Origin of the sequence: Psychroserpens jangbogonensis (assembly GCF_000797465.1) — a bacterium.
GTDB lineage: Bacteria > Bacteroidota > Bacteroidia > Flavobacteriales > Flavobacteriaceae > Psychroserpens > Psychroserpens jangbogonensis.
On the sequence record NZ_JSWG01000015.1, the window covers coordinates 103844 to 127712 of the forward strand.

A 23869-nucleotide genomic window follows, 5' to 3' on the forward strand; every position below is an offset into this window, starting at 1 on the left:
AACATTATGAAATATAAATCACAAAAAGTAGCGTATTGGTTTTTTGCATTATCAATGTTGCTATTCGTATTACAATTAGTATACGGTTTTATTATGGGATTTGCACACGCAGGATTTGACGGTTTGCATGATATTATTCCATTTAACACAGCAAAAGCAGTTCATTTAAATCTATTAGTAGTTTGGCTACTATCTGGTTTTATGGGAGCAGCATATTATATTATTCCAGAAGAAGCACAACGCGAACTCGTAAGTGTAAAACTAGCTTATGTACAGCTAATTAGTTTAGCATTAGTTGGAGTTGCTGCAATTATAGGTTTTCACTTTAATATTTGGGAAGGACGTAAGTTCTTAGAAATACCAAGAGGTCTTGATTACCTAGTTGTTATAAATGTACTTTTATTTTTAGGAATAATTCTAACGACCTTATTTAAAGGAAAACGTAGAACAACAACAGCATTAGTGCTTACTATGGGGTTATTCTTTGCAGCTTTATTATACTTGCCAGGAATGTTGCCTTTTGATAGTCAAGTAACAGATTCATTCTTTAGATGGTGGGTTGTTCACCTTTGGGTTGAAGGTGTTTGGGAGTTAATAATGGGAGGTATTTTATCTTTCTTATTAATTAAACTAACTGGTGTTGATAGAGAAGTTATTGAGAAATGGCTATATGTTATTGTAGGATTAACATTCTTATCTGGTGTTTTAGGAACAGGTCACCATTACTACTATATTGGAGTAAATAAAATTTGGTTAATCGTTGGTGGTATATTCTCTGCTTTAGAACCTTTAGCATTTTTAGCCATGGCTTTATTTGCAGTAAATATGTACAGAAAAGGAGAAAAGAAACATCCAAACAAATTAGCATTATACTGGACACTTGGAGCTGCTATTGTTTCATTTGTAGGTGCAGGATTATTAGGATTTGCACACACATTACCACAAACAAATTTATACACACACGGAACTTTAGTAACAGCTATGCATGGTCACCTTGCATTTTGGGGAGCTTACGCAATGATTGTTTTAGCAATTATAAGCTACTCTTTACCCAATATGACTGGTAGGAAACTCTATGATAGTTCTCGTGGAAGAATGGCGTTTTGGTTTTCAAATATAGGAATGATTGGTATGACAGTCGCCTTTGGTGTTGCCGGAGTTGTTCAAGTATATTTGGAACGTAAAATGAAAATGGAATTTATGGAAGTTCAGAAAGAAATCGAAGTTCATTTTTATGTGCTAATTCTGTGTGCTACTTTATTTGTAACAGGAATTATTCTATACATCATTGATTTCTACAAACATGGAAGACCAACTGATGAAGCTATAGACCTAACGTCAACAGACTAAAAAAAACTTAGAAAAAAATGAAAAAACATATAGTTTATTTCACCATTGCACTGTTAATGGGACTAAATTCTTATGCACAAACCTTTGATTTGTCAGCAGAGTTAAGGCCACGTTACGAAAATAAACACGGATTCGGAACTCTTTTAAATACCGATGAAGATGGAACAAATTTCGTGTCTCAACGTACGCGATTAAACTTTGGATTTGTAAATGAGAAAATGAATTTCAAAGTCGTTTTTCAAAACATTAGAGTTTGGGGAGATGTAAGCACATTAGCTAGTGATGATCAAGCATCAGCATTACACGAAGCTTGGGCAACCTATAAACTGAATGGAAAAGTGTCTTTTAAATTCGGACGCCAAGAAATAGTTTATGATGACCATAGAATATTTGGAAGCGTAGGTTGGGCTCAGCAAGCAAGAAGCCATGATGCATTTTTGTTTAAATATGTACCTAATGCCAACCATAAATTCGATGTCGGTTTAGCGTTAAATTCAGATTCACAATCTAATGTAGATAACTTATATAGTAATGCTGCTGGATACAAATCATTTCAGTATGCATGGTATCATGGTAGTTTTGAGAAATTTGGATTAAGTGTTTTAGCTTTAAATACAGGAATTGAGTATTTAGAGAATGAAAACTTACCTGATGAAAAGCAAACCATCGATTATATGCAAACTGTTGGTCCAAGATTAACATATGCTTCAGGTAAATTTAATGCTAATGTAGCAGCATACTTTCAAACTGGAAAATCGTTAGATACAGATGTAAGTGCCTCTTATTTTTCAGGGAACTTAGGTTATAAAATAAATGATAATTTTAATGTTGGTATTGGAGCAGAATTTCTTTCAGGTAAGGATATGGATGATACAGATGCTGATATAAAATCTTTTGCGCCATTATTTGGTACAAATCATAAGTTTAATGGTTTTATGGATTATTTTTATGTTGGAAACCATGCTAATAATGTTGGTTTGAACGATTTTTATGGGTCAATAGGCTATAAAAATAACAAGTTTTCGGCTAAAATAATGCCTCACTTTTTCTCATCTGCAGGAAATGTATTTGATGGTACAGAAAAAATGGATAGCAATCTGGGAACAGAAATAGATTTAACGGTTGGTTATAAATTGGCTAGTGATATTTCATTAAATGCTGGGTATTCTAAAATGTTTGCTACAGATACTATGGAGATATTAAAAGGCGGAGATAAAGATGAAAATAATTCTTGGGCTTGGGTGATGATTACCTTTAAACCGAAATTATTTTCACATACGCTACAAGCACAGTAAGTCTAGATAATTAAATTTTTAAATAAACCAGAGTCGAAATTTTGAAGGAAGATTGACTCTGGTTTTTTAATTCGATAAAAAACACTAAAATGAGTAAGCCATTTTATCAAGAAGTAGGAAAAGAAATCACGGTTTTTGAACATACCTATAAGTGTAAGATTCCTTTTTTATTAAAAGGACCAACAGGAACCGGAAAGTCGAGATTTATTGAGTTCATGGCTCATGAATTAAACACTAAATTAATTACTATTTCCTGTCATGAAGAAACATCGTCTACAGATTTAATCGGACGTTTTATCATTAAAGGAGCAGAAACAGTTTGGTTGGATGGTCCATTAACAACGGCTGTTAAAGAAGGACATATTTTATATTTAGATGAAATAGCAGAAGCTAGACCAGATGTAATTGTAGCTATTCACTCTTTAACAGATCATCGAAGAGAATTGTTTATTGATAAGTTGGGAAAAACCATTAAAGCACATGAAAACTTTATGCTTGTCGCTTCGTTTAACCCTGGTTATCAACGAGGTTTTAAAGAACTGAAACCGTCTACTAGACAACGATTTGTTGCCATTTCTTTTGACTATCCTACAGAAAAGTTAGAAGCTGAAATAGTTGTGTCTGAGACAGGAATTGAACCTGATGTGGCTAAAAAGTTGGTAAACATTGCAACTAAGATTAGAAATCTAACAGAATTGGGTTTAACTGAAACCGTTTCAACACGATTATTGGTAGATGCAGCTAAATTAATTCATATCGGCTTGCCAAAAAGATTAGCAGTGCATGTTGCCGTTGTAGAACCATTAACTGACGATTTAGAAGTTATTCAAGCACTAAAAGATTTAAGTGATTTAATGATATAATATGTTTGAGTTCGAGCCAGATGAATATATTTTCACCAAGTTTGCTTTCTTTTTTAAAAAACGAAAAAGGAAGAAAGAGGCAGCATTAGAACATGCTGTTTATTTAAGTGATCTCAAACCACGCTTAATGATTTTTGCTCGTGCTATTACTGGTGAAGCTATTGAAATATTTGAAGCGGAAAGAGAAGGAGGTTTCAAAAACAATAACTTTTTCTTACCTGTCAAGTTCTATGATTTCTCTACCATAGATGAAAATATTTCTTTTTATTTATTCAGAATATTGTATTTATCCATTCAGAAAAATTTAGATCTAAATTGGAAAGATAATGTAGATCATGACCTTAAAGAATCACAAGAAAAAGCTGAAGAAACGGCAAATAAAGTGCTCAAGGGTTTATTTGAACAGTTCCCGATAGCTGAAAATTATTACAATAAATTCATCTCTCATTATAAACTAATAGAAACGTCAAAACTTCCTGCAGATTATTCGTTTATCTATGGAAAATGGATGAAAGATTCACTTAATGATGATACTGATATACAATTAAAGAATTTCACTGATAAGGTTAAGGAAGCCAATCAAGAGCAAGTTAAAACAACTATCAAATCTAAAGCTGTAGAAGAAATAATCTCTGTGCAAATAGACCAAAAACAAATGGAGGATGCTGTGTTGCAACATCAATTTGAAAAGGTAGAAACTGCAGAAGAATTTGGTGGTAATTTTAGAGATATGGATGGTGATGATGATCTAGAAGATCATTCTAATGCCTTAGATGAGGTGAATATGAAACATACAGTTCGTGTTGATGACACTGCACATTCTGTGTATCAGGCGGAGTTTACAGAGAATACTACAATTTTAGAAAGTGCCGAAAGTGACAGCTCTGGTTACCATATAACTTATGACGAATGGAATTATAAGGACAGAAGTTATAAGGAGGATTTTTGTAAAGTATATCCAAAAACACAGCTGAAGAGAGATGTTGATTACTATAAAAAAACATTAAACGATAATAGGTCTACCTTGGTTGGTTTACGAAAAATGCTAACCACAGTTAATAATAAATACCAGCAGCAAAGAAATCAAACACAGGGAGAGGAATTTGATATTGATGCAATAACTGATTTGTTCATCGATGTAAAATCTGGACATACACCTTCAGAAAAAATTTATTTATCTAAACGGAAAAAAGAGAAGGATTTATCTATTTTATTGCTTTTAGATGTTAGCCTTTCTAGTGATGGTTATGCCGACGGAAACCGAGTGATAGATGTAGAAAAGCAGGTATCTATTTTGTTTGGTGAAATTTTGGATGAATTCAATATCGATTTTTCTATCGATTGCTTTTACTCAAAAACGAGAAATCACTCCACATACCTAACACTTAAAGGTTTTGATGATGACTGGAATACAGCAAAACATAGAGTAGGAGCAGTAGAGCCAAGTGGCTATACAAGAATTGGTGCTGCATTACGTCATTCGGGTGCTTTGTTAGATAAGCGTGATACTAAAAACAAATGGGTAATTTTAATCTCTGATGGAAAGCCAAACGATTACGATAAATATGAGGGAAAGTACGGGATTAATGATGTGAAGCAAGCCTTAAGGGAATTAAATGAGCGCCAAATCAATTCGTATGCATTAGCTATTGAAGCACAAGCTAAATATTATTTACCACAAATGTTCGGACAAAATCACTACCAAATCCTTACAACTCCTGTAGAATTATTACAATCTCTTGTGAAATTGTATGAGAAAATTAAGCATCAATCATAACTTGAAATTTTTTAATAGATGCAAAAAATAACTATAGATTATAAAAACGTATACTATCCTCCTGGAGGAATACTAATCTGGATTATCATTTTTCTTGAGTTATTCACCTTTGGTGCAGCACTCATTGCAATGGCTTATTATGGCAATCAAGAAATTGAATTATTTCATGATTCTAGCTTAAAATTGAGTAAAACTTTTGGATTGATAAATACCATATTCTTACTGACTAGTGGTTTTTTTATGGCAATTTCAGTAACAGAATTAAAGAAAGGTAATAAAAAGAAGTTTCAAAAGTTATTGCTCTTAACTATGTTTTTTGGTCTTCTTTTTCTAGGATTAAAGAGCTTTGAATATAATGAGAAAATCAGTCAAGGCTTTGATCTTAACTACGACACTTTTTTTACCTTTTATTGGATGCTTACTTTGTTTCACGTCATTCATGTTATTGTAGGTTTGGTGATTTTAACTACTGTTTATTTTGGAATAAGAAAAGAAAATTCTACTACTAGTATTGAAGATGTTGAGTCTAGTGCTGCATTTTGGCACATGTGTGATTTGATATGGATGTTACTTTTTCCTGTAATTTATTTACTTTTTTGATATGAAACTAAACGCAACCTTAACTTGGATAATATTAATTATACTGACAATAGTTTCAGCTTTGGTTTCTAAACTAAATAGCAATTATATTGTGCTGCTCATTTTGTTACTGTCTTCACTAAAGTTCTTGGGTATTGCTTTTCAATTTATGGAACTAAAAAAAGCACACGGATTTTGGAAAGGAATCATTGTTGCCTTCCTATTGTTTTTTATCACTTCAATTGTGGTGGTTTTTTAATAGGATTGCTTTTATGGCTTGTCATATTTAATAGGAGTAAAAGTATTCCTAAAGGCATTAAAATGCTAAAAATGAAGAGTAACAAGTAATAATTAGGAAGTAATCCTTTTCCGAAGTAAAAATAATAGCCTTGAATAAACAATACTATTTCAGTTAAAATGAAACCTAAAAGAAAGCTATAGATTCCTAGGTATAAAGTTCTAGAGGTGTTGACTAATTCCTTTTTCAGAATAAAAGAAAATAAAAACCCTGAAATAACTCCCAACATTAATAAATGAATAAATCCTATCACAAAGTTGCGATGTTGATAGGCATTACTTGCTAATTCTGGAATTAATGTGAGCCCTTGTAATACAATTTTTAAGCTATAGCAAAAGACGGCAAAGTATAATAAGTAATTGGTCAGTTTAAATTCATTTTTTGATAAAATAACTTTGTTAAGCCTAAAGATTTTTAAAAAATAAAACAATGTAATGAGTTGAAAAATAGTCCCAATTCCATTAATCCATAATAAAATGTTATGAGGAGCAAACCATTGAATAGGTAATGCCACTGTTAGTATTGTTGAGATTATTAGTAAATAAAAAAAGCGTTTAATTGTTTTAGAATATTCAATGTTTAATAAATGAAATAGGATGGCTAAAGCAGAAATTAAAAACCAACCATTAAACTGAAAATGTAAAAAGAACTGTATGGCAATTTGATAAAATGCAGAGGCTTTACCCATCAGTCCTACGGCAGGTCCCAAACACCAAACTCCCAATGTTGATAATAACATAAATAGGAGTGAAGCCTTTAAAAGTAACGCAGTAGCCTTAGATGTTGTTTTGTGATGCTTCCATATCAAATAAACAAAATAGTAACTACATAAGATGTGCAATGTTGAAAATGTAATAGAAACAACGCCATAACCTTGAAAAGGAAAACTAAGCATCATACCAATTACAGCAAACTGAGTTAACCAAAACAAACGATTGTAGATTGGCTTTTTTTCTGGGATAAAATAATGTACAATACACACGAACAACATTAAATAGACCCAACCCAACATAGCAACGTGAGAATGCGCATGTGTTAGATATCGATAATTTAATCCTATGGATTCAATAAATGAATAACGTAATGCTAAACCCATTAAAGCGGCTACTAAAAAATTTAGAAGGCAAACAATAACAAGTTTTTTCTGCATATTATTTCTTTGTATACTTAATGATTAAAGGTATTAAAAAAAAGAACACTTCCCCTGAGTCCAAATATTGTAACTTCTGTGGTTTCCCTCGAAAATACAGCAATTACAATAGGTTAAGTAACTCATAGGAAGTGTAACTTAAATAAAAACCAAATGTTAAGCAAAGAGTTTTTCTAATTGTACAGCCTTTGGAAATAGAATATTATTCTCTAGGTGAATATGTAAATGCAAGTCTTTTTCAAACTCATCTAGCATTGAAAAGGTTACTTTATACGTATTGCAGGCATCTGCTGGTGGATTGTAATTATCTGTAAGCTCTGCAATTTTTCTAAAGCGTTCTCCTTCGTTATCGTGTTCATGTTTCATCATAGCTATTGGATTTTCTACAGTTTGAAATTGAGGAGATTGCACAGCTCCACCTTCCAATTTAGCTTTTACCAATTGCTTTATAAACGGGAAAAGAATTAGTTCCTCTTTTTTCATATGTGCTGCTAAGTCGCCTGCGGAACCTGTAAACAATTCGTTGATTTTAAACAATTCTGGATGACGCTCACCATGTACACGGCATAACTTATCTAAAAATTGACGAATAACAGGAATTTTTTCTTCAACATATCTGTGATGCTTCTTTTCAATATAGTCCACTAATAAATCTAAAGGCCACGATTTATAGTCAATCGTTTCAGCTCCCTTATTGCTCAAAACTGTATTTATTTCATCCATTAATAAATTACTATCAATGCCTTTTTTATCACAAGCTTCTGCTACTGTTCTATTACCATTGCAGCAAAAATCAATTTTGTGTTTTGAGAAAATAGCGGCAGTTCTGTAATCTTTAGCAACAAAATGGCCTATTTCTTTTTGAGTGTTTTTTTCTAATGTTTCCATAATTAATTCATTTCGGACAAGTTTATCCTATTTATATTCAAATTTTTTTTCAAATTTTTAAAAATGCTTCACCATTTTTTATACCTCTTGCTAATTCATCCAAATTTGTGTTTTCTAACATGTCTCTTAAACCGTTACGGATGGATTTGAATTTATCATGCATTGGACAAGGATGATCTTCGCTACATTCTTTTAATCCTAAGCCACAACCCAAATACACGCTATTGCCATCTATGGCCTCAACAATTTGAGATAATTTAACGGTAGCAATTAGATCCTTATCTATTTCAAAGCCACCATAGGCTCCTTGAATAGATTTAATGATTTTGTGTTTTACTAAATCTTGTAAAATTTTTGCAGTAAAAGCTTGAGGAGAATCAATCTCTTTTGATATTTCTTTAGGACTTACTCGTCTGCCTTCAATAGAATTTTTAGCAATAAATATTGATGCTCTAATTCCGTATTCACAAGCTTTTGAAAACATTGATTGTTATTTTAATGCAAATATCAGAAAATTTTTTAACTAGGACAAAATTGTCTGATATAAAAATGAAAAAATCTTGCATTATTTTATAATTCCTTTAATATCTATTGGTACAAAAAGCAGTATTTTTATAGTGCTATGAAATATAATACAGATTTAAGGAAAGGATTCGTTTTTAAACCTTACGAAGCTCCTAATAAATCACCTTTTGAAACACTTTTTGAAATTTTAAAAGAGCTTATTACACACACTTCTGGAGATTTTGATGAGGCTATTTCATGGCTTCGAGAATTAAATAAGGAGTATGAGTTAACTACTGCTGAATATTCTATTGACGATTTTATTGAAGATCTTAAAAAGAAAGGCTATATCAAAGAAGAAATTGATCCCGATGGAAAAGCAGGAATGGCAATTACTGCTAAGACCGAACGTGCAATTCGTCAGCAGGCTTTAGATCATATTTTTGGAAAAATTAAGCGTAGTGGACAGGGAAATCACAAAAGTAAAAGCCCAGGAATTGGAGATGAACATACTGGAGATTTTAGAAACTATCAGTTTGGAGATGCTTTAGATAAAGTTTCTATGACCGAAAGTTTAAGAAACGCTCAAATTAATCATGGTATTGATGATTTTAATTTAACTGAAGATGATTTGATCGTTGAAGAAACAATGCACAAGTCGCAGATGAGTACTGTTTTGATGATAGATATTAGTCATAGTATGATATTATATGGTGAAGATCGCATCACACCAGCAAAGCGAGTTGCAATGGCATTGGCAGAATTGATTACAACACGTTACCCAAAAGATACCTTAGATATTATTGTCTTTGGAAATGATTCGTGGCAGATTGAAATTAAAGATTTGCCATATCTAAAAGTTGGACCTTATCATACCAATACAGTAGCTGGTTTGCAATTGGCAATGGATTTACTCCGAAGAAAACGAAATACGAATAAGCAGATTTTCATGATTACCGATGGAAAGCCAAGTTGTCTGCGATTGCCTGATGGACAATATTATAAGGATAGCAACGGACTTAATCCTTACATCACTAATAAGTGCTACGCGATGGCACAACAAGCAAGAAAATTGCACATACCAATTACCACATTTATGATTGCTCAAGATCAATACTTGATGCAATTTGTTCAAGAGTTTACAAGAGCCAATCAAGGAAAAGCCTTTTATACTGGTTTAAAAGGATTGGGTGAAATGATTTTTGAAGACTATGAAACAAACAGAAAAAAAAGAATTAAAGGATAAAATGAAGATAGAAACAATAAAAACTTTAGGCGCTTTAAAAAAAGCTGGTTATCAATCTAGATCTATAAAAGATGAACTAAGAGATAATCTAATTGAAAAAATAAAAAACAAAGAAACAGCTTTTGAAGGTGTACATGGTTATGAAAACACTGTAATTCCTGAACTAGAGCGCGCTATTCTTTCAAGACATAATATTAATTTATTAGGTCTTCGTGGACAGGCAAAAACGCGTTTAGCACGTTTGATGCTAAACTTGTTGGACGAATACATTCCATATGTGGATGGCTCAGAGATTAACGATGACCCACTTAACCCTATTTCTCGTTTTGCTACCGAGTTAATTTCAGAAAAAGGAGACGATACACCAATCGCTTGGTTGCATAGAAGTGATCGTTTTGCCGAAAAATTAGCAACACCAGATGTGACAGTTGCAGATCTTATTGGAGATGTTGATCCTATTAAAGCAGCGAATTTAAAATTAAGTTATGCTGATGATCGTGTCATTCACTACGGAATGATTCCAAGAGCAAATCGATGTATTTTCGTAATTAATGAATTACCAGATTTACAAGCTAGAATTCAGGTAGCATTATTCAATATTTTGCAAGAAGGTGATATTCAAATTAGAGGTTTTAAATTGAGATTACCATTAGATGTCCAGTTTCTTTTTACAGCAAACCCAGAGGATTATACCAATAGAGGAAGTATTGTTACACCATTGAAAGATAGGATTGGAAGTCAGATTTTAACGCATTATCCAGTTGATATTGAAACAGCTCGTTTGATTACAGAACAAGAAGCCAAACTTGTTGAAAGTCAGAAGGATGCTGTAATCGTTCCAGATTTAGCAAGAGATTTATTAGAGCAAATTGTATTTGAAGCTCGAGAAAGTGAATACATAGATGCTAAAAGTGGTGTAAGTGCTAGGCTTAGTATTACAGCTTTAGAAAACTTATTTAGTACAGCAGAACGTAGAGCATTGTTGTCAGGTGATGACAAAACGATGCTACGTTTAAGCGATTTTGTCGGAATCATTCCTGCAATTACTGGAAAGGTAGAATTGGTTTATGAAGGAGAACAAGAAGGTGCAGCTGTTGTAGCTTATAATTTAATTGGTGAAGCTGTTAAGAGTTTATTTCCTGAATTCTTTCCGAAGATAGAAAAGTTAAAAAAAGAAAATGATGAAACACCTTATGACGATATCATATCATGGTTTTTCAATCAAAAAGATGGATTTGAAATTTTAGACGATTTGCGAGACAAAGAATATAAGAGTTTACTTGATGCAATTTCTCCATTAGATGATTTGTTAGGATTACATCAACCTAATATAAGTAAAGAAGATAGTTATTTCGTTAAAGAGTTTGTTCTTTGGGCTCTTGTAGAATTTAAGCAACTTAGTAAATACCGATTTACTGAAGGCATTCAATTCAAAGATCCTTATGGTAGTTTTATTAATGGAATATAATTTAAAAAGGGAAGCAAATTGCTTCCCTTTTTAGTTTTATAAACTAATTTACCAATTACCTCTACTTTTTATATTATTAGCACAAAACTTGATAATTTCTGTAATTCTTTTTTCGCGAGTTGCATCTCGTTTGGCTTGATTTAGCCAATACAAATAGCCTTTTCTGTAGGAAGTGGCAAAATTATTATAGTTATCATATGCTTTTGGGTTTTTATCAAAGGCTTCCTGTAATGCCTTTGGAATGATCCCTTTCTCAACATTATCTAAAGCAGTCCAACTTCCATTTTGTTTGCCTTTTTTAATTTTCGTCAAACCACTTTGATGCATTAATCCTGCATAGGTGAGTTCTTTTATGTATTTCTTATTTAAGGCACTCCAAACGCTTTTTTCATTTCTTTCACAAAAATATTGCCTGCGTTTTCCGTTGCCTAAACTTTTGACAGTAGAATCAATCCAACCATAACATAAAGCCACTTTTACAGCTTCTTCCCAGCGCATTGATTGGTTTTCGTGATCCACTTTATAAAATATTAATTGAACGCCTTGTGAAGAATGATGATTATCCTTAAGCCAATCCCTCCATTCTGAGTCGGTTTTAAAATAGTATTCCATTATCTCATAATTTCATTCGGAAATACTACAACACTTTCAAAACCTTCTTCATCAACAGCAGCTACTCCAAAGTAAAAGTTGTCTATCACGATACCTTCTAGAGTAAACTCCGTAACGTCACCAACATATCTACTATGATCCCAAGTAGGAGAGGTAGTATCTCTCCAATAAATTTTATAGCCTTTTGCGCCTTCAACAGCATCCCATTTAAACTTTGCTGATGGTTCTACAATACCTCCAATGCCTACTGTAACTGGTGAAGGAGGAGCAGAGGCCAAACTCGCCATTGCAATTGCATTTACAGCTGTTAGTTTTTTTGCATATTCAAAGTTGACATGCTCAAAAGTATCACCATAATGAACATCATTTTCAATACGAATATCTTGGTGTTGCTGTGTGTAGTTTTCATGAGCTTCCATAATTCGTATTCCAGGGAAACCAACATCATTAAAAGGTCTGTGATGGCCACCACGACCAAATCGGTCTAGTCTGTAAACCATAATCGGATTCATTTCTGGCATATAAGTAGTAACTGTATTATGGATATAACGTGCTAACTGGCGAGAAATCCCATCAACTTCACCACCATAAAATCGTCTTGATTTTCTTTGCTTTTCTGTTTCAGTTGGAGAAACAGGTTCTGAAAAGATTCTGAATGTACGATTGTCAATAACGCCATCGACGCCTTTAATATTTCCAATCATATCATTGTTTAAAACACCAATAATATCCCATTTTTTTTCTTTAGCATATTGAGCAAGCCCTTTGCCACCAAATAATCCTTGTTCTTCACCAGATAAGCCTACATAAATAATACTGCTTTCAAATTGATATTGAGATAACACTCTTGCAGCTTCAATGGTACCTGCCATTCCTGAAGCATTATCATTTGCACCTGGAGAATCTGAAGTGAAATTATTTGGATCTGAAACTCTTGAGTCAATATCACCACTCATAATAATATAACGGTTTGGATACTTTGTCCCTTTTTGAATGGCAACAACATTAACTACCCAAACATCTTTTGTTATGCGATCATTTGCTCCTTTTTTCACTAAGTCTTTCTGATAAAAAACGTCTAAGCAATTTTTGCAATCGCTAGAAATCGTTTCAAATTCTTTTCTAATCCAACGTCTTGCAGCTCCTATTCCTCGCGTGTTTGAAACCGTATCGCTAAGTGTATGTCTAGTTCCAAAATCGGCTAAAGTTTTGACATCGTTTTTTAGACGTTCTTCAGAAATAGTATCGATAATATCATAAATCTTTTGACTGGTTTGAGCATGTATTGAAATGGTAAATAATAAAAGAGCAATAATTGAATATTTCATTGTTATTCTTTTTTGTAGTTGAACTTCACAATTTGAATACTGCCTTCTTCATTTTCGATGTCAACAAATACATTCATTTCAGTGTCACTAACTTTTTCAAATTGCATGCCTTCAAAAACAACTTTATTTTTGGTGATTTCTTTTAAAGGAAAGTCTACAGTTTCGTTTTTAGTTTCCCATCCTTTTAACTCATTGTCAAAATGTTTTAATTGTAATACTAATGAGTTCTCAACTTCTCTAATAATTTCAATTTCATAAAAAGACACTTTTCCGTCATTGATCAATTTAAATGTGGCCATCATGGAACCTCCAGAAGGTTCACTCCAGTTTTCTTCAGTTTGACCTCCAAAAGCTTCGCCTTTCCAGTTGCCAGAAATCCAAGCACAGTTTTCTAATTTAGGTTCTAATTGTGTTTCACTTTGTGCTGCTGAAGACAATGTAAATGCAAAACAGAGGATGAGAATATATTTCATAATGTGTTTATTGAATGAATGTCACTTTAGTTATCTTACCGTTTTCAACTTCATAAATAGCAACAGCATCAAATATTTTACCGTTAGCTGTAACTTGCTCTTCGTCTATTACTTTATTCCCGATGACAATACGTTTTTTTACGAATGCTCTTAAGTCTGGTGTGTGTTCAAACCATACTTTATAACTTTTTCGCATGGCTTCCTTACCATCTGTGCGTAAGGTATTTGGATATGCATATAATTTTACATCATCTGCATAGTCTTCCAAAAAGGCATCAATATCTCTAGCATTATAAGCATCTAGGTTTTTTTGCACTACGGCTTCAATGGCCTTAGGATCAATTGTTGTTTCTGTTTTAGTGCCTCCAGTTTCAGTTGTTTCTTCTTTTGTTTCATCTGTAGTTTCTTCAGTGTCAGTTTCAGTTTTTGCACCAACATCTCCTGCGATTAGTAGTTTATTCGATTCAGGATTAACTGCCAATCGTGTAATTTGAGTAATATTATTTGATGTTAAGTCGGAAACTTTCTTCCAATTATTATCTCTATGAAGTCTTAATTTGAATAGCGTACTCTCTTTACTTGAAAGCAAAGTTTTACCATCTAGCCAACATATGTCTTCAACACCATCTATAGTATTCGCAATTACCTTTGTTGCTCCTGTTAAAGGATTAAGCGATTTTATTTGCCATTGATTTTCGTTTTCTTTTGAAATGAAGCTTACCAGGTTTGAATTAGGAATTCTGTGAAAGGATCTACCAACACTTGTTGCATATTTTCTGCTTGTTCCATTCTGAAGATTACTAACAAATAAATTTAAGTTATCCTCTTCAATAACAGCCGAAACTATGGTATGCTCATCATACCACGTGTAATAAGCTACAACCAAATCTGAAATAAGCTCAGTGGATTCTCCATTACTAGCGTTATAACTGTACAAGCGTTGCTTACCATCTTTGTCTAAACGAACTGCAGAGATTTCATTTTTATTAGGGTTTTTTAAAGGTGTGTATTCTCCTCCTTCTGTAAAATTTAGCCAAGATTTAGAATCATATCGTGTGTCGTATTTTGCAATGTCTGTTTGATCATTTCTAGTGGATGCAAATAGAATATATCTGTCATTTAAAAATGAAGGTTGATTGTCATAACCTTCATTGTTTGAAATGTTTTTACCATTCGTAACTTCAATTTTTGAAGAGTTAACTTCAATATCGAATAAGAAAACTTCAGTATTGGATTGTGCATTAATAGTAAGAATTGTGCAAAAAATGGTAAGGTTGGAGATTATTGATTTCATAAGCAATGATTTATGATAAAGATATGAAAGTTTTAATGTGGATTTTATAAAAAATTTGCACATTCAAATTTTATAACTACATTTGTAGTATTAAAACTATAATTGTGGATATAAAACAGTTAAATAAAACCGAATTGCAAATCATGAAATACTTATGGATTCTAAAAAAAGGATTCATGAAAGATATCGTTGAGCAATTTCCAGAGCCAAGACCAGCTTACACAACGATTTCAACACTCTTGAAACGCATGTGTGATAAGGGTTATATTGGTTTTGAGAGGTTAGGAAGAGATAAACAGTATCACCCAATTTTGAAGAAAAATGATTATTTCTCAACACAAGTTAACGGAATGATTACTCATTTCTTTAATGACTCAAAATCACAATTCGCATCATTTTTTACTAAAAATGCTGATTTATCAATTCAAGAATTGGAAGAACTTCAGGAACTATTACAAAAGAAAATTAATAAAAGAAAAGTAAATGATTAACTACATTTTTTATACAATAGTAAGTTTAGGTAGTGCTTATTTGGTGTATTATTTTTTTCTAAAGAAGCAAAAGACGTTTCAGTTTAATCGTTTTTTCCTTTTAGGAAGTTTACTACTTTGTTTATTAGCTCCAGTAATGGAAATAAATATGTTTGATGCTGTGCCGAGTATTACAGAGATTTCTTTAGAATCTTCACAAGAAGCAGTTTTTCCGCTGGAGGTTATGAAGGGAGTTACAGTAACTGAAATTCAAAAACCCAATCATACATTATATAACATTCTTTGGTATTTGTATTTAGGGATAACGGTTTGCTTTTTGTTGAGGTTTATCAAGAATTTATTTGGTATCATAAAACTTACAAAACAAAGCCATATACGAATTGGAAACCTAAAATTGGTTGAGACTAACGATTATAAAAATGCATCCAGCTTTTTTAATTACTTATTTGTCAATTCCGAAAGTTTAAAGGATAAGCAATATTCTGAACCTATGATTCAACACGAACTTGTGCATTGTAATCATTTGCATACTATAGATGTTGTATTAATTGAGTTATTGCTATGTGTATTTTGGTTTAATCCATTGATGTGGTTGTATAAGAAAGCTATTGTACAAAATCATGAATTCATTGCAGATACATATACGGTCGAAACTGGAATTGATATCGAAGATTATTCTCAAATTATTATTAATTCAGGTCACATGGAACACCGCGTTCCACTAACTAGCGGATTTAATTTCATTCAAATCAAAAACCGAATTATTATGTTACATCAATCAAAATCATCAATTTTAAAACGAACATTAAAAATTAGTACTGCATTAATATTGTTCTCAGGAATATTTGTGCTCAGTTCATTTAAAAATTCAAATGAACAAATCGTAGTTGTTATAGATGCAGGACATGGAGGTCATGATCCAGGAAATTTAAACGAAAAAGATATTGTGCTCAATATATCAAATGTATTAGCAGAATTAAGTGATGAAAATGTCAAAATTATCACTTTGCGAGACGAAGATAAATTCTTATCACTTAAAGATAGAGTTAAGTTTATCAATGCCCAAAATGCAGACTTAATGTTAAGTTTACATTGTAATTCGGCAAAGAATCCTGATGCGAGTGGAGTAGAAGCTTTTTATTATGACAAAAATGAATTTGATAAACAATCATTGGATTTTGGTCAAATTCTAGTTAAGAATCAGTTGCAGTTATTTTCCAGTAGAGGAAAAGTAAAAAAGGCGAGTTTCTATATGCTCAAAAATGTTAATTGTCCAGCGGTTATATTAGAACTTGGTTTTCTTTCTAACGAAAAAGACAATGCAATTCTAACTAATGAAGTGCATCAAAAATCAATAGCTAAATCTATCCATGAAAGCTTATTGAAAATAGGACAAGGTAAATAACCGTAAGAATCTAAAGCATAAATAAAGCCAATTTAGATAAGGAATTGGCTTTATTTTTTAGTTCTATAGTAATCTAATTTTTCTTCAGTTCATTAAGATTTGAATGTAATACGTTTAGATAGTATTGTCTAACCTTTTTCTCTTTTGCAATAGCAATTGATTTTTCTAGATAGGTTCTAGCAACTGCTATATCTTTATTTGAAACAGCAATTTTTGAGAGACCTTCTAATGCCTTATACGAATCGGGATTTTTAATAAGACAAGCATTAAAAAGCTTTTCGGCTTCATCTTGATTATCAGAACTTAAATAATTATTTGCTAATTGAATTTTGTATTCTTCTAGACTAGAAGGGAAATGGGCAAGAATACCTTCCTCCAATTGATTTAAATTTTCAGGTTGATTTTTCCGAATGTAGAAATAAGTAATATTTCCCAAACTAGACCAAGGCAATAAAAACTCAGAATTATATTTGTCATTCAGTGTTTTATAATGATTGATAACATCATAGCCATTTTTAAATGAGTTGAACGTTTTTCTGTCTATATCCCAACCTTCAAAAACAGAATTTAATACATCTGTAATTGCTTTAAGATGTAATGAGCCATGATTGTCTTCTGGATATGGATTGAGTTGCCAGTTTTTATGTTCGGGAGTTTCTTTTTCTAAAACTGTTACGAGCTCATCAATTCCCATTCCTTCAGTACTGGCTTGAGCTATATAAAGTTTAGCGCTTGGATTAAACCCTTCTTGTAGTAGATTTTCTAATCGTTTTACAATTTCAAAGTCATTAAACCAATACGAAGGGTCAATAGCTAAGAACACATCAAAGTCTTTTGGGTTAGTCATCCAATAATGTGTGGCTAATATTCCAAATTTTGAATGTCCAATTAATATGTCTAAGTTGGAAGTTCTATGCGTTCTATTGATTAATGGCTTGAGTTCAGATTGAATAAACCGAATAAAATTATCAGCATTTTTTTTGGGATCACTATTCTCAATTTGCTTTTTTCCTCCCTTATCTGAAATACCAATTAAAATCATTTCAGGAATAGTAAATGCCGAATCTGATAAGAACTCTATTAATCCACTATCGTAATGAAAATTATAATCACCATCTAATAAATAAACAACCGGAAATTCTGCTTGAGGACTGGTATAGTAACTAGGAGGTAAGTATACTTGGTACGAACGTTGTTCATTTAAAATTTCGGAATTAAAATTGTGACGTTCTCCAATTGAAACCTCTTGAGCAATTAGAATTCCAGAAGTAAAAAAAAATAAGAAAAGTAATAAGTAAGCTTGTGATTTCATCGTTTCCCTTTTAATAACTTCGAAGATAAAAAAACGAAAGCCAATCCCGTTAGTGAATTGGCTTTCTATTGTTAAGAAAATTTTGAATTAGCCTAAATTTTAAAAACAATATTTGTTTTCTGCTTTTACTTTTTCTGCTATCTCAATACGTAAGTCTACGATATCTGGATAGTTTGCATATTTCGTAAAGCGTTTAAGTCCCATTAACATCATACGTTGTTCGTCTCCTTCAGCAAAAGAAATAATACTTTCTTTTCCTTTTTCTTCAACGATATCTACCGCGTGATATAAGTATAATTTGGCCATGGCTATTTGTGCAGATTGAGCATCTTTGCCAAAACGTTTTACATTCTTTTCAGTTCTTAAAATTGCAGATTCTGCCATGTAGATTTCAATTAAGATATCTGCTGCAGCAATAAGTAATTGTTGATGATCTTCTAATTGGGGACCATATTTTTGAACAGCTCCACCAGCAACCATTAAGAATGTCTTTTTTAACTTCTTAATCATTTCTTTTTCTTCTGAAAATAATTCAGAATAATCAGGGGTGTCAAATGAAGGAATACCCATTAATTCTTCTTGAACTGCTTGAGCAGGTCCAAGTAAATCAACATGACCTTTCATTGCTTTTTTGACTAGCATTCCAACAGAGAGCATTCTATTTATTTCATTTGTACCTTCGTAAATACGAGCAATTCGAGCATCTCTCCAAGCAGCTTCCATAGGAGTTTCCTCAGAGAATCCCATTCCACCGAAAATTTGGATACCTTCATCAGCACAGTTTTGAACATCTTCAGATACAGCTACTTTTAGAATAGAGCATTCTATAGCATATTCTTCAACACCTTTTAATTCTGCCTCTTGATGAGTATTACCAGCAGCTTCACGTAAAGCAATTCTGTCTTCAATATTTTTTGCAGCTCTATACGTTGCAGATTCACCAGCATAAGCGCTAGCAGCCATTTCAGCTAATTTGGTTTTAATAGCACCAAAATCTGAAATACGTGTTTTAAATTGCTTACGCTCATTAGCGTAGTTTACAGCGATAGATAAAATTCTACGTTGCGAATCTAAACAAGCTCCTGCCAATTTAATACGACCAACATTAAGAGCGTTCATTGCGATTTTGAAACCTTCACCACGACCAGCAAGCATATTTTCTACAGGGACAACACAGTCAGTAAAGAAAACCTGACGTGTAGAACTTGCACGAATACCTAATTTGTGTTCTTCTTCTCCCATCGTAATTCCATTTGTAGCATCATTCTCTACAATAAAACCAGTAATGTTTTTATCATCTCCAATACGAGCAAAAACGATCATCAAACTACAGAAACCTGCATTTGAAATCCACATTTTTTGTCCATTAATTTTGTATGTTTTCCCATCTGCCGAAAGTTCAGCAATTGTTTTACCAGAGTTGGCATCAGAACCAGCGCCTGGCTCAGTTAAACAATAGGCTCCAAACCATTCTCCAGTAGCTAATTTTGGAACATATTTTTGTTTTTGTTCTTCAGTTCCATACAAAGTAATTGGCATAGTACCAATTCCTGTATGAGCACCAAAAGCAGTACTAAAAGAACCAGTTCCAGATGAAATGTAATCACAAGTTAATACTGTAGAAACAAATCCCATTCCTAATCCACCATAAGCTTCAGGAACAGCCACACCAAGAAAACCAAGTTCTCCTGCTTTACTCATCACTTCTTCAGTTAAAGCAAAATCTTTAGCTTCAAATCGTTCTCTGTGAGCAATAATTTCACGGTCATTAAATTCCATAACCGCATCTTTCATCATTTTTTGTTCTTCCGAAAAATCTTCAGGAGTAAATACGTCTTCGCATTTTGTTTCTTTTACTAAGAATTGACCTCCACGTAGGATATCTTTTTCAGTTGCTTCCATTGTATTATAATTGTATTAAGTTTTTTTAATTTAAAAATTCGAATATTCCACAGGCACCTTGACCAGTTCCCACACACATGGTTACAGCTCCATATTTACCTTTCATATCACGTTTACGCATTTCATCAAATAACTGCACTGATAGTTTTGCTCCAGTACATCCTAAAGGATGACCAAGTGCAATTGCACCACCATTAACATTAATGATATCTGGATTTAAATCTAATTCTCTAATAACTGCAAGAGACTGAGATGCGAATGCTTCGTTAAGTTCTATTAATCCTAAATCTGATTGTTGTAATCCCGCTTGTTTCAAAGCTTTTGGAATAGCCTTAACTGGTCCAATTCCCATGATACGAGGTTCAACACCTGCAGCAGCATAGTTTACCATTCTTGCTATTGGTTCAAGATTTAACTCTTTAACCATCTCTTCACTCATTACCATAACAAATGCAGCACCATCACTCATTTGAGATGAGTTTCCAGCGGTAACACTTCCGCCAGCTGCAAATACAGCTCTTAGTTTTGCTAAAGCCTCTTTGCTAGTTCCAGCACGAGGTCCTTCATCTTTAGTTACTGTATACGATTTTGTTGCTTTTTTTCCGTTGGCATCAATATAAGTTTGTTCTACTTCAATAGGAACAATCTGATCTTGAAATCGATTTTCCGCTTGCGCTTTTAAAGCCTTCATATGAGAATTGTAAGCAAATTCATCTTGATCTTCACGAGACACTTTGAATTGATTTGCAACTGCTTCTGCAGTATTTCCCATTCCCCAATAATAATCTTCATGACCAGCTTTGACAATCGCATCGTAATTCAATTCTGGTTTAAAACCAGTCATAGGCACACTACTCATACTTTCTGCACCACCTGCGATTATACAATCTGCCATTCCAGCTTGAATTTTTGCTGTTGCCATACCAATAGTTTCTACTCCAGAAGAGCAAAAACGATTCACAGTTACTCCTGGAACATCTATAACTTCTAATCCCATTAAAGAGATTAAACGTGCCATATTTAATCCTTGAGAACCTTCAGGCATTGCGTTACCAACAATAACATCGTCAATACGTTTTGGGTCTAAACCTGGCAATTCCTTCATCATGTATTTGATGGTTTCGGCTGCCAATTCATCTGTTCTTTTAAAACGGAACACGCCTTTTGGTGCTTTACCAACTGCAGTTCTATATGCTTTTACTATATATGCTGTTTTCATTTTTCTTAGTTTCTTAAAGGTTTTCCAGTTTTCAACATATGCTGAATTCTTTCTAAAGTTTTGCGTTCAGTACAAAGTGATAAGAACGCTTCACGCTCTAGATCTAATAAGTATTGTTCGCTGACTAAAGTTGGTTCAGATAAATCTCCACCTGCCATAACATAGGCTAACTTATTCGCTATTTTCTTATCATGTTCACTTATGTAATGACTCGCATGCATAGAATCTGTTCCTACTAAGAACATACTTAAAGCTTGTTTACCAAGTACTTTAATATCTTTTCGTTTTACAGGTTGTGTATATCCAGCATCTGCCATTAATTTTGCATGTGATTTTGCTGTAGCAATTTGTCGGTCTTTATTAACAACTACAATATCCTTTCCTTTCTGAAGGATACCTAAATCAAACGCTTCGTAAGCTGAAGTCGCTACTTTAGCCATTCCAATGGTTAAGAAATACTCTTGCAATACATTTAATTCAACATCTCCTTTTTTGAAAATATCTTGAGCTCTTAAAGCCATTTCTTTAGAACCTCCACCGCCAGGAATCACACCAACACCAAACTCTACAAGTCCGATATAAGTTTCTGCTGCTGCAACAACTTTGTCGGCATGCATTGATAACTCACATCCACCACCAAGAGCCATTCCGTGAGGAGCAGAAATTGTTGGAATAGAGGAGTAGCGCATGCGCATCATTGTATCTTGGAAATATTTGATAGCCATATTAAGCTCATCATATTCTTGTTCGGCAGCCATCATGAAGATCATTCCGATGTTTGCTCCAACTGAGAAATTAGCTGCTTGATTACCAACAACCAATCCTGCGAAATCTTTTTCAGCTAAATCAATAGCTGTGTTTAATCCAGCAAGAACATCTCCACCAATGGTATTCATTTTAGACTGGAATTCTACATTTAAAATGCCGTCTCCTAAATCTTCAACAACAACTCCAGAGTTTTTAAATACTTCATTAGATTTTCTAATATTATCTAATATGATGAAGCTATCCTGTCCAGGAATTTTTTGTTGTGATTTCTTCGGAATGTCATAGGCATAAGTAGCACCATCTTTTACAGAATAGAATGATGTACTTCCAGAAGCTAACATATCGTTAACCCAAGCATTAGGTTCTAATCCTTCAGCTTTCATCATTTCGATTCCTTTTTCAACACCAATAGCATCCCAAATTTGGAATGGACCGTGTTCCCAACCGAATCCAGCTTTCATAGCATCATCAATCTTATATAAGTCGTCTGTGATTTCAGGAATCCTATTTGAAACATAAGCAAATAATGCAGCAAAACTCTTTCTGTAGAATTCACCAGCCTTATCTTTTCCTTTAACTAGTATTTTGAATCGATCTACAACTTTATCAACTGTTTTAGTTAATTCTAGTGTTGCAAATTTTGCGCGTTGCTTTCCTCTATATTCTAATGTATTTAAGTCTAAAGACAAAATCTCTTTCTTGCCTTCAGCTGATACTTGTTTTTTGTAGAAGCCTTGTCCTGTTTTACTTCCTAGCCATTTGTTTTCCATCATTGTATTGATGAATTCTGGAAGCGTAAAAAGTGCGTTGCATTCGTCTTTCGGACAATTATCTTTAATTCCGTTTGCTACGTGAACTAAGGTATCTAAACCTACAACATCAACTGTTCGGAAGGTTGCCGATTTTGGACGACCAATGACTGGTCCAGATAATTTATCTACTTCTTCAATAGTAAGATCTAAATCTTTAACAGCATGAAATAAACTCATGATGCTGAAAATTCCGATTCGATTTCCTATAAATGCAGGAGTGTCTTTTGCAATTACTGATGTTTTACCTAAAAATTGTTCACCATAACCGTTTAAGAATTCTAAAACAGATGCATCTGTTTTTGGTCCTGGAATAATTTCAAATAATTTAAGGTAACGTGCAGGATTAAAGAAGTGAGTTCCGCAGAAATGCTTCTGGAAATCTTCACTACGTCCTTCACTCATAAACTTAATTGGAATTCCTGAAGTATTTGAAGTGATTAAAGTTCCTGGTGTTCTGTGTTGCTCTAGTTTCTCAAACACTTGTTGTTTGATATCTAAACGTTCAACAACAACTTCCATAATCCAATCTACATCTTTTACTTTAGCAATATCATCTTCAAGATTACCAGTAGTAATTCTATTTTTAAAGGATGAATGATACAAAGGTGCTGGCTTAGATTTTATAGAAGCAGTTAATGCATCGTTTACCATACGGTTTCTAACAACCTTATCCTCTAAGGTTAAACCTTTAGCTTTCTCTTTATCATTAAGTTCTCTAGGTACAATGTCCAATAAAAGGACATCAACTCCAATATTGGCAAAATGGCAAGCGATACCACTTCCCATAATTCCTGAACCAATAATGGCTATTTTTTTTATTCTACGTTTACTCATC

The 23869-nt window shown here is 33.1% G+C and carries 21 protein-coding genes; 10 read left to right on the forward strand and 11 right to left on the reverse strand.

Features of this window, described 5'->3' with window-relative positions:
* Positions 1-6 precede the first annotated feature (6 nt).
* From RH81_RS14240 to RH81_RS17340, 6 genes are all read left to right on the forward strand, one after another.
* Entirely contained in the window at positions 7-1350 is a 1344-nt protein-coding gene (locus tag RH81_RS14240) for a cbb3-type cytochrome c oxidase subunit I (RefSeq protein WP_033961504.1), read from the forward strand.
* Positions 1351-1367: 17 nt separating this feature from the next.
* Positions 1368-2645: an alginate export family protein gene (locus RH81_RS14245; RefSeq protein ID WP_033961506.1), complete on the forward strand. Its 1278-nt coding sequence runs from the start codon at positions 1368-1370 to the stop codon at positions 2643-2645.
* An 89-nt stretch (positions 2646-2734) separates the two neighbouring features.
* Positions 2735-3508 carry a CbbQ/NirQ/NorQ/GpvN family protein gene (locus RH81_RS14250; protein ID WP_033961508.1) on the forward strand — a complete coding sequence of 258 codons (774 nt, stop codon included), beginning with the start codon at positions 2735-2737 and terminating at the stop codon, positions 3506-3508.
* 1 nt (position 3509) lies between these two features.
* On the forward strand, positions 3510-5285 hold the full coding sequence (locus tag RH81_RS14255; RefSeq protein WP_033961511.1) for a nitric oxide reductase activation protein NorD: 1776 nt from the start codon (positions 3510-3512) through the stop codon (positions 5283-5285).
* Positions 5286-5303: 18 nt separating this feature from the next.
* Positions 5304-5885, forward strand: coding sequence for a cytochrome c oxidase subunit 3 (locus RH81_RS14260; RefSeq protein ID WP_033961513.1), 582 nt, complete (start codon positions 5304-5306; stop codon positions 5883-5885).
* Position 5886: 1 nt separating this feature from the next.
* Positions 5887-6123: a cytochrome C oxidase subunit IV family protein gene (locus RH81_RS17340; RefSeq protein ID WP_033961516.1), complete on the forward strand. Its 237-nt coding sequence runs from the start codon at positions 5887-5889 to the stop codon at positions 6121-6123.
* On the opposite strand, the gene RH81_RS14270 is transcribed toward RH81_RS17340, so the two are convergent.
* The 3 genes from RH81_RS14270 to RH81_RS14280 form a co-directional block, all read right to left on the reverse strand.
* Positions 6098-7312 carry a hypothetical protein gene (locus tag RH81_RS14270; protein ID WP_033961518.1) on the reverse strand — a complete coding sequence of 405 codons (1215 nt, stop codon included), beginning with the start codon at positions 7310-7312 and terminating at the stop codon, positions 6098-6100. The two genes, RH81_RS17340 and RH81_RS14270, sit on opposite strands and share 26 nt — an antisense overlap.
* A 156-nt stretch (positions 7313-7468) precedes the next feature.
* On the reverse strand, positions 7469-8200 hold the full coding sequence (gene ric, locus RH81_RS14275; RefSeq protein ID WP_033961520.1) for an iron-sulfur cluster repair di-iron protein: 732 nt from the start codon (positions 8198-8200) through the stop codon (positions 7469-7471).
* Positions 8201-8249: 49 nt separating this feature from the next.
* Positions 8250-8684, reverse strand: coding sequence for an RrF2 family transcriptional regulator (locus RH81_RS14280; RefSeq protein WP_033961521.1), 435 nt, complete (start codon positions 8682-8684; stop codon positions 8250-8252).
* Positions 8685-8822: 138 nt separating this feature from the next.
* Between RH81_RS14280 and RH81_RS14285 the strand changes: the two genes are divergently transcribed.
* Both RH81_RS14285 and RH81_RS14290 read left to right on the forward strand, forming a co-directional pair.
* Entirely contained in the window at positions 8823-9950 is a 1128-nt protein-coding gene (locus RH81_RS14285; protein WP_033961523.1) for a vWA domain-containing protein, read from the forward strand.
* Between the two features lies 1 nt (position 9951).
* Positions 9952-11418 (forward strand): hypothetical protein, encoded by a 1467-nt coding sequence (locus RH81_RS14290; RefSeq protein ID WP_033962161.1) that lies wholly within the window; start codon positions 9952-9954, stop codon positions 11416-11418.
* A gap of 48 nt (positions 11419-11466) precedes the next feature.
* On the opposite strand, the gene RH81_RS14295 is transcribed toward RH81_RS14290, so the two are convergent.
* From RH81_RS14295 to RH81_RS16630, 4 genes are read right to left on the reverse strand one after another with little or no spacing between them, the layout of a single operon-like run.
* Positions 11467-12030 carry a YdeI/OmpD-associated family protein gene (locus tag RH81_RS14295; RefSeq protein WP_033961524.1) on the reverse strand — a complete coding sequence of 188 codons (564 nt, stop codon included), beginning with the start codon at positions 12028-12030 and terminating at the stop codon, positions 11467-11469.
* The gene (locus RH81_RS14300) at positions 12030-13358 is read right to left on the reverse strand and encodes a M28 family peptidase (protein ID WP_033961527.1); all 1329 of its coding nucleotides are present in this window, start codon (positions 13356-13358) and stop codon (positions 12030-12032) included. The genes RH81_RS14295 and RH81_RS14300 overlap by 1 nt, the downstream gene beginning before the upstream one ends.
* Before the next feature lie 2 nt (positions 13359-13360).
* The gene (locus RH81_RS14305) at positions 13361-13831 is read right to left on the reverse strand and encodes a DUF6265 family protein (RefSeq protein ID WP_033961528.1); all 471 of its coding nucleotides are present in this window, start codon (positions 13829-13831) and stop codon (positions 13361-13363) included.
* Between the two features lie 7 nt (positions 13832-13838).
* Complete coding sequence (locus RH81_RS16630) at positions 13839-15125, reverse strand: nuclear transport factor 2 family protein (RefSeq protein WP_052172576.1); 1287 nt, start codon at positions 15123-15125, stop codon at positions 13839-13841.
* Positions 15126-15229: 104 nt separating this feature from the next.
* Here RH81_RS16630 and RH81_RS14320 point away from each other — a divergent pair, with 104 nt between their 5' ends.
* Positions 15230-15616 carry a BlaI/MecI/CopY family transcriptional regulator gene (locus tag RH81_RS14320; protein ID WP_081988341.1) on the forward strand — a complete coding sequence of 129 codons (387 nt, stop codon included), beginning with the start codon at positions 15230-15232 and terminating at the stop codon, positions 15614-15616.
* Complete coding sequence (locus RH81_RS16635) at positions 15609-17021, forward strand: N-acetylmuramoyl-L-alanine amidase (RefSeq protein ID WP_052172577.1); 1413 nt, start codon at positions 15609-15611, stop codon at positions 17019-17021. Before RH81_RS14320 ends, RH81_RS16635 begins: the two co-directional genes overlap by 8 nt.
* A 73-nt stretch (positions 17022-17094) precedes the next feature.
* On the opposite strand, the gene RH81_RS14330 is transcribed toward RH81_RS16635, so the two are convergent.
* The 4 genes from RH81_RS14330 to RH81_RS14345 all read right to left on the reverse strand — a co-directional run bounded on the left by RH81_RS14330 (position 17095) and on the right by RH81_RS14345 (position 23868).
* A complete protein-coding gene (locus RH81_RS14330) occupies positions 17095-18333 on the reverse strand; it encodes an alpha/beta hydrolase-fold protein (RefSeq protein ID WP_033961529.1) in 1239 nt (412 codons plus the stop codon).
* Positions 18334-18432: 99 nt separating this feature from the next.
* Positions 18433-20235 (reverse strand): acyl-CoA dehydrogenase family protein, encoded by a 1803-nt coding sequence (locus RH81_RS14335; RefSeq protein ID WP_033961530.1) that lies wholly within the window; start codon positions 20233-20235, stop codon positions 18433-18435.
* Between the two features lie 25 nt (positions 20236-20260).
* Entirely contained in the window at positions 20261-21454 is a 1194-nt protein-coding gene (locus RH81_RS14340) for an acetyl-CoA C-acyltransferase (protein WP_033961532.1), read from the reverse strand.
* 5 nt (positions 21455-21459) lie between these two features.
* On the reverse strand, positions 21460-23868 hold the full coding sequence (locus tag RH81_RS14345) for a 3-hydroxyacyl-CoA dehydrogenase/enoyl-CoA hydratase family protein (RefSeq protein WP_033961535.1): 2409 nt from the start codon (positions 23866-23868) through the stop codon (positions 21460-21462).
* Position 23869 lies beyond the last annotated feature (1 nt).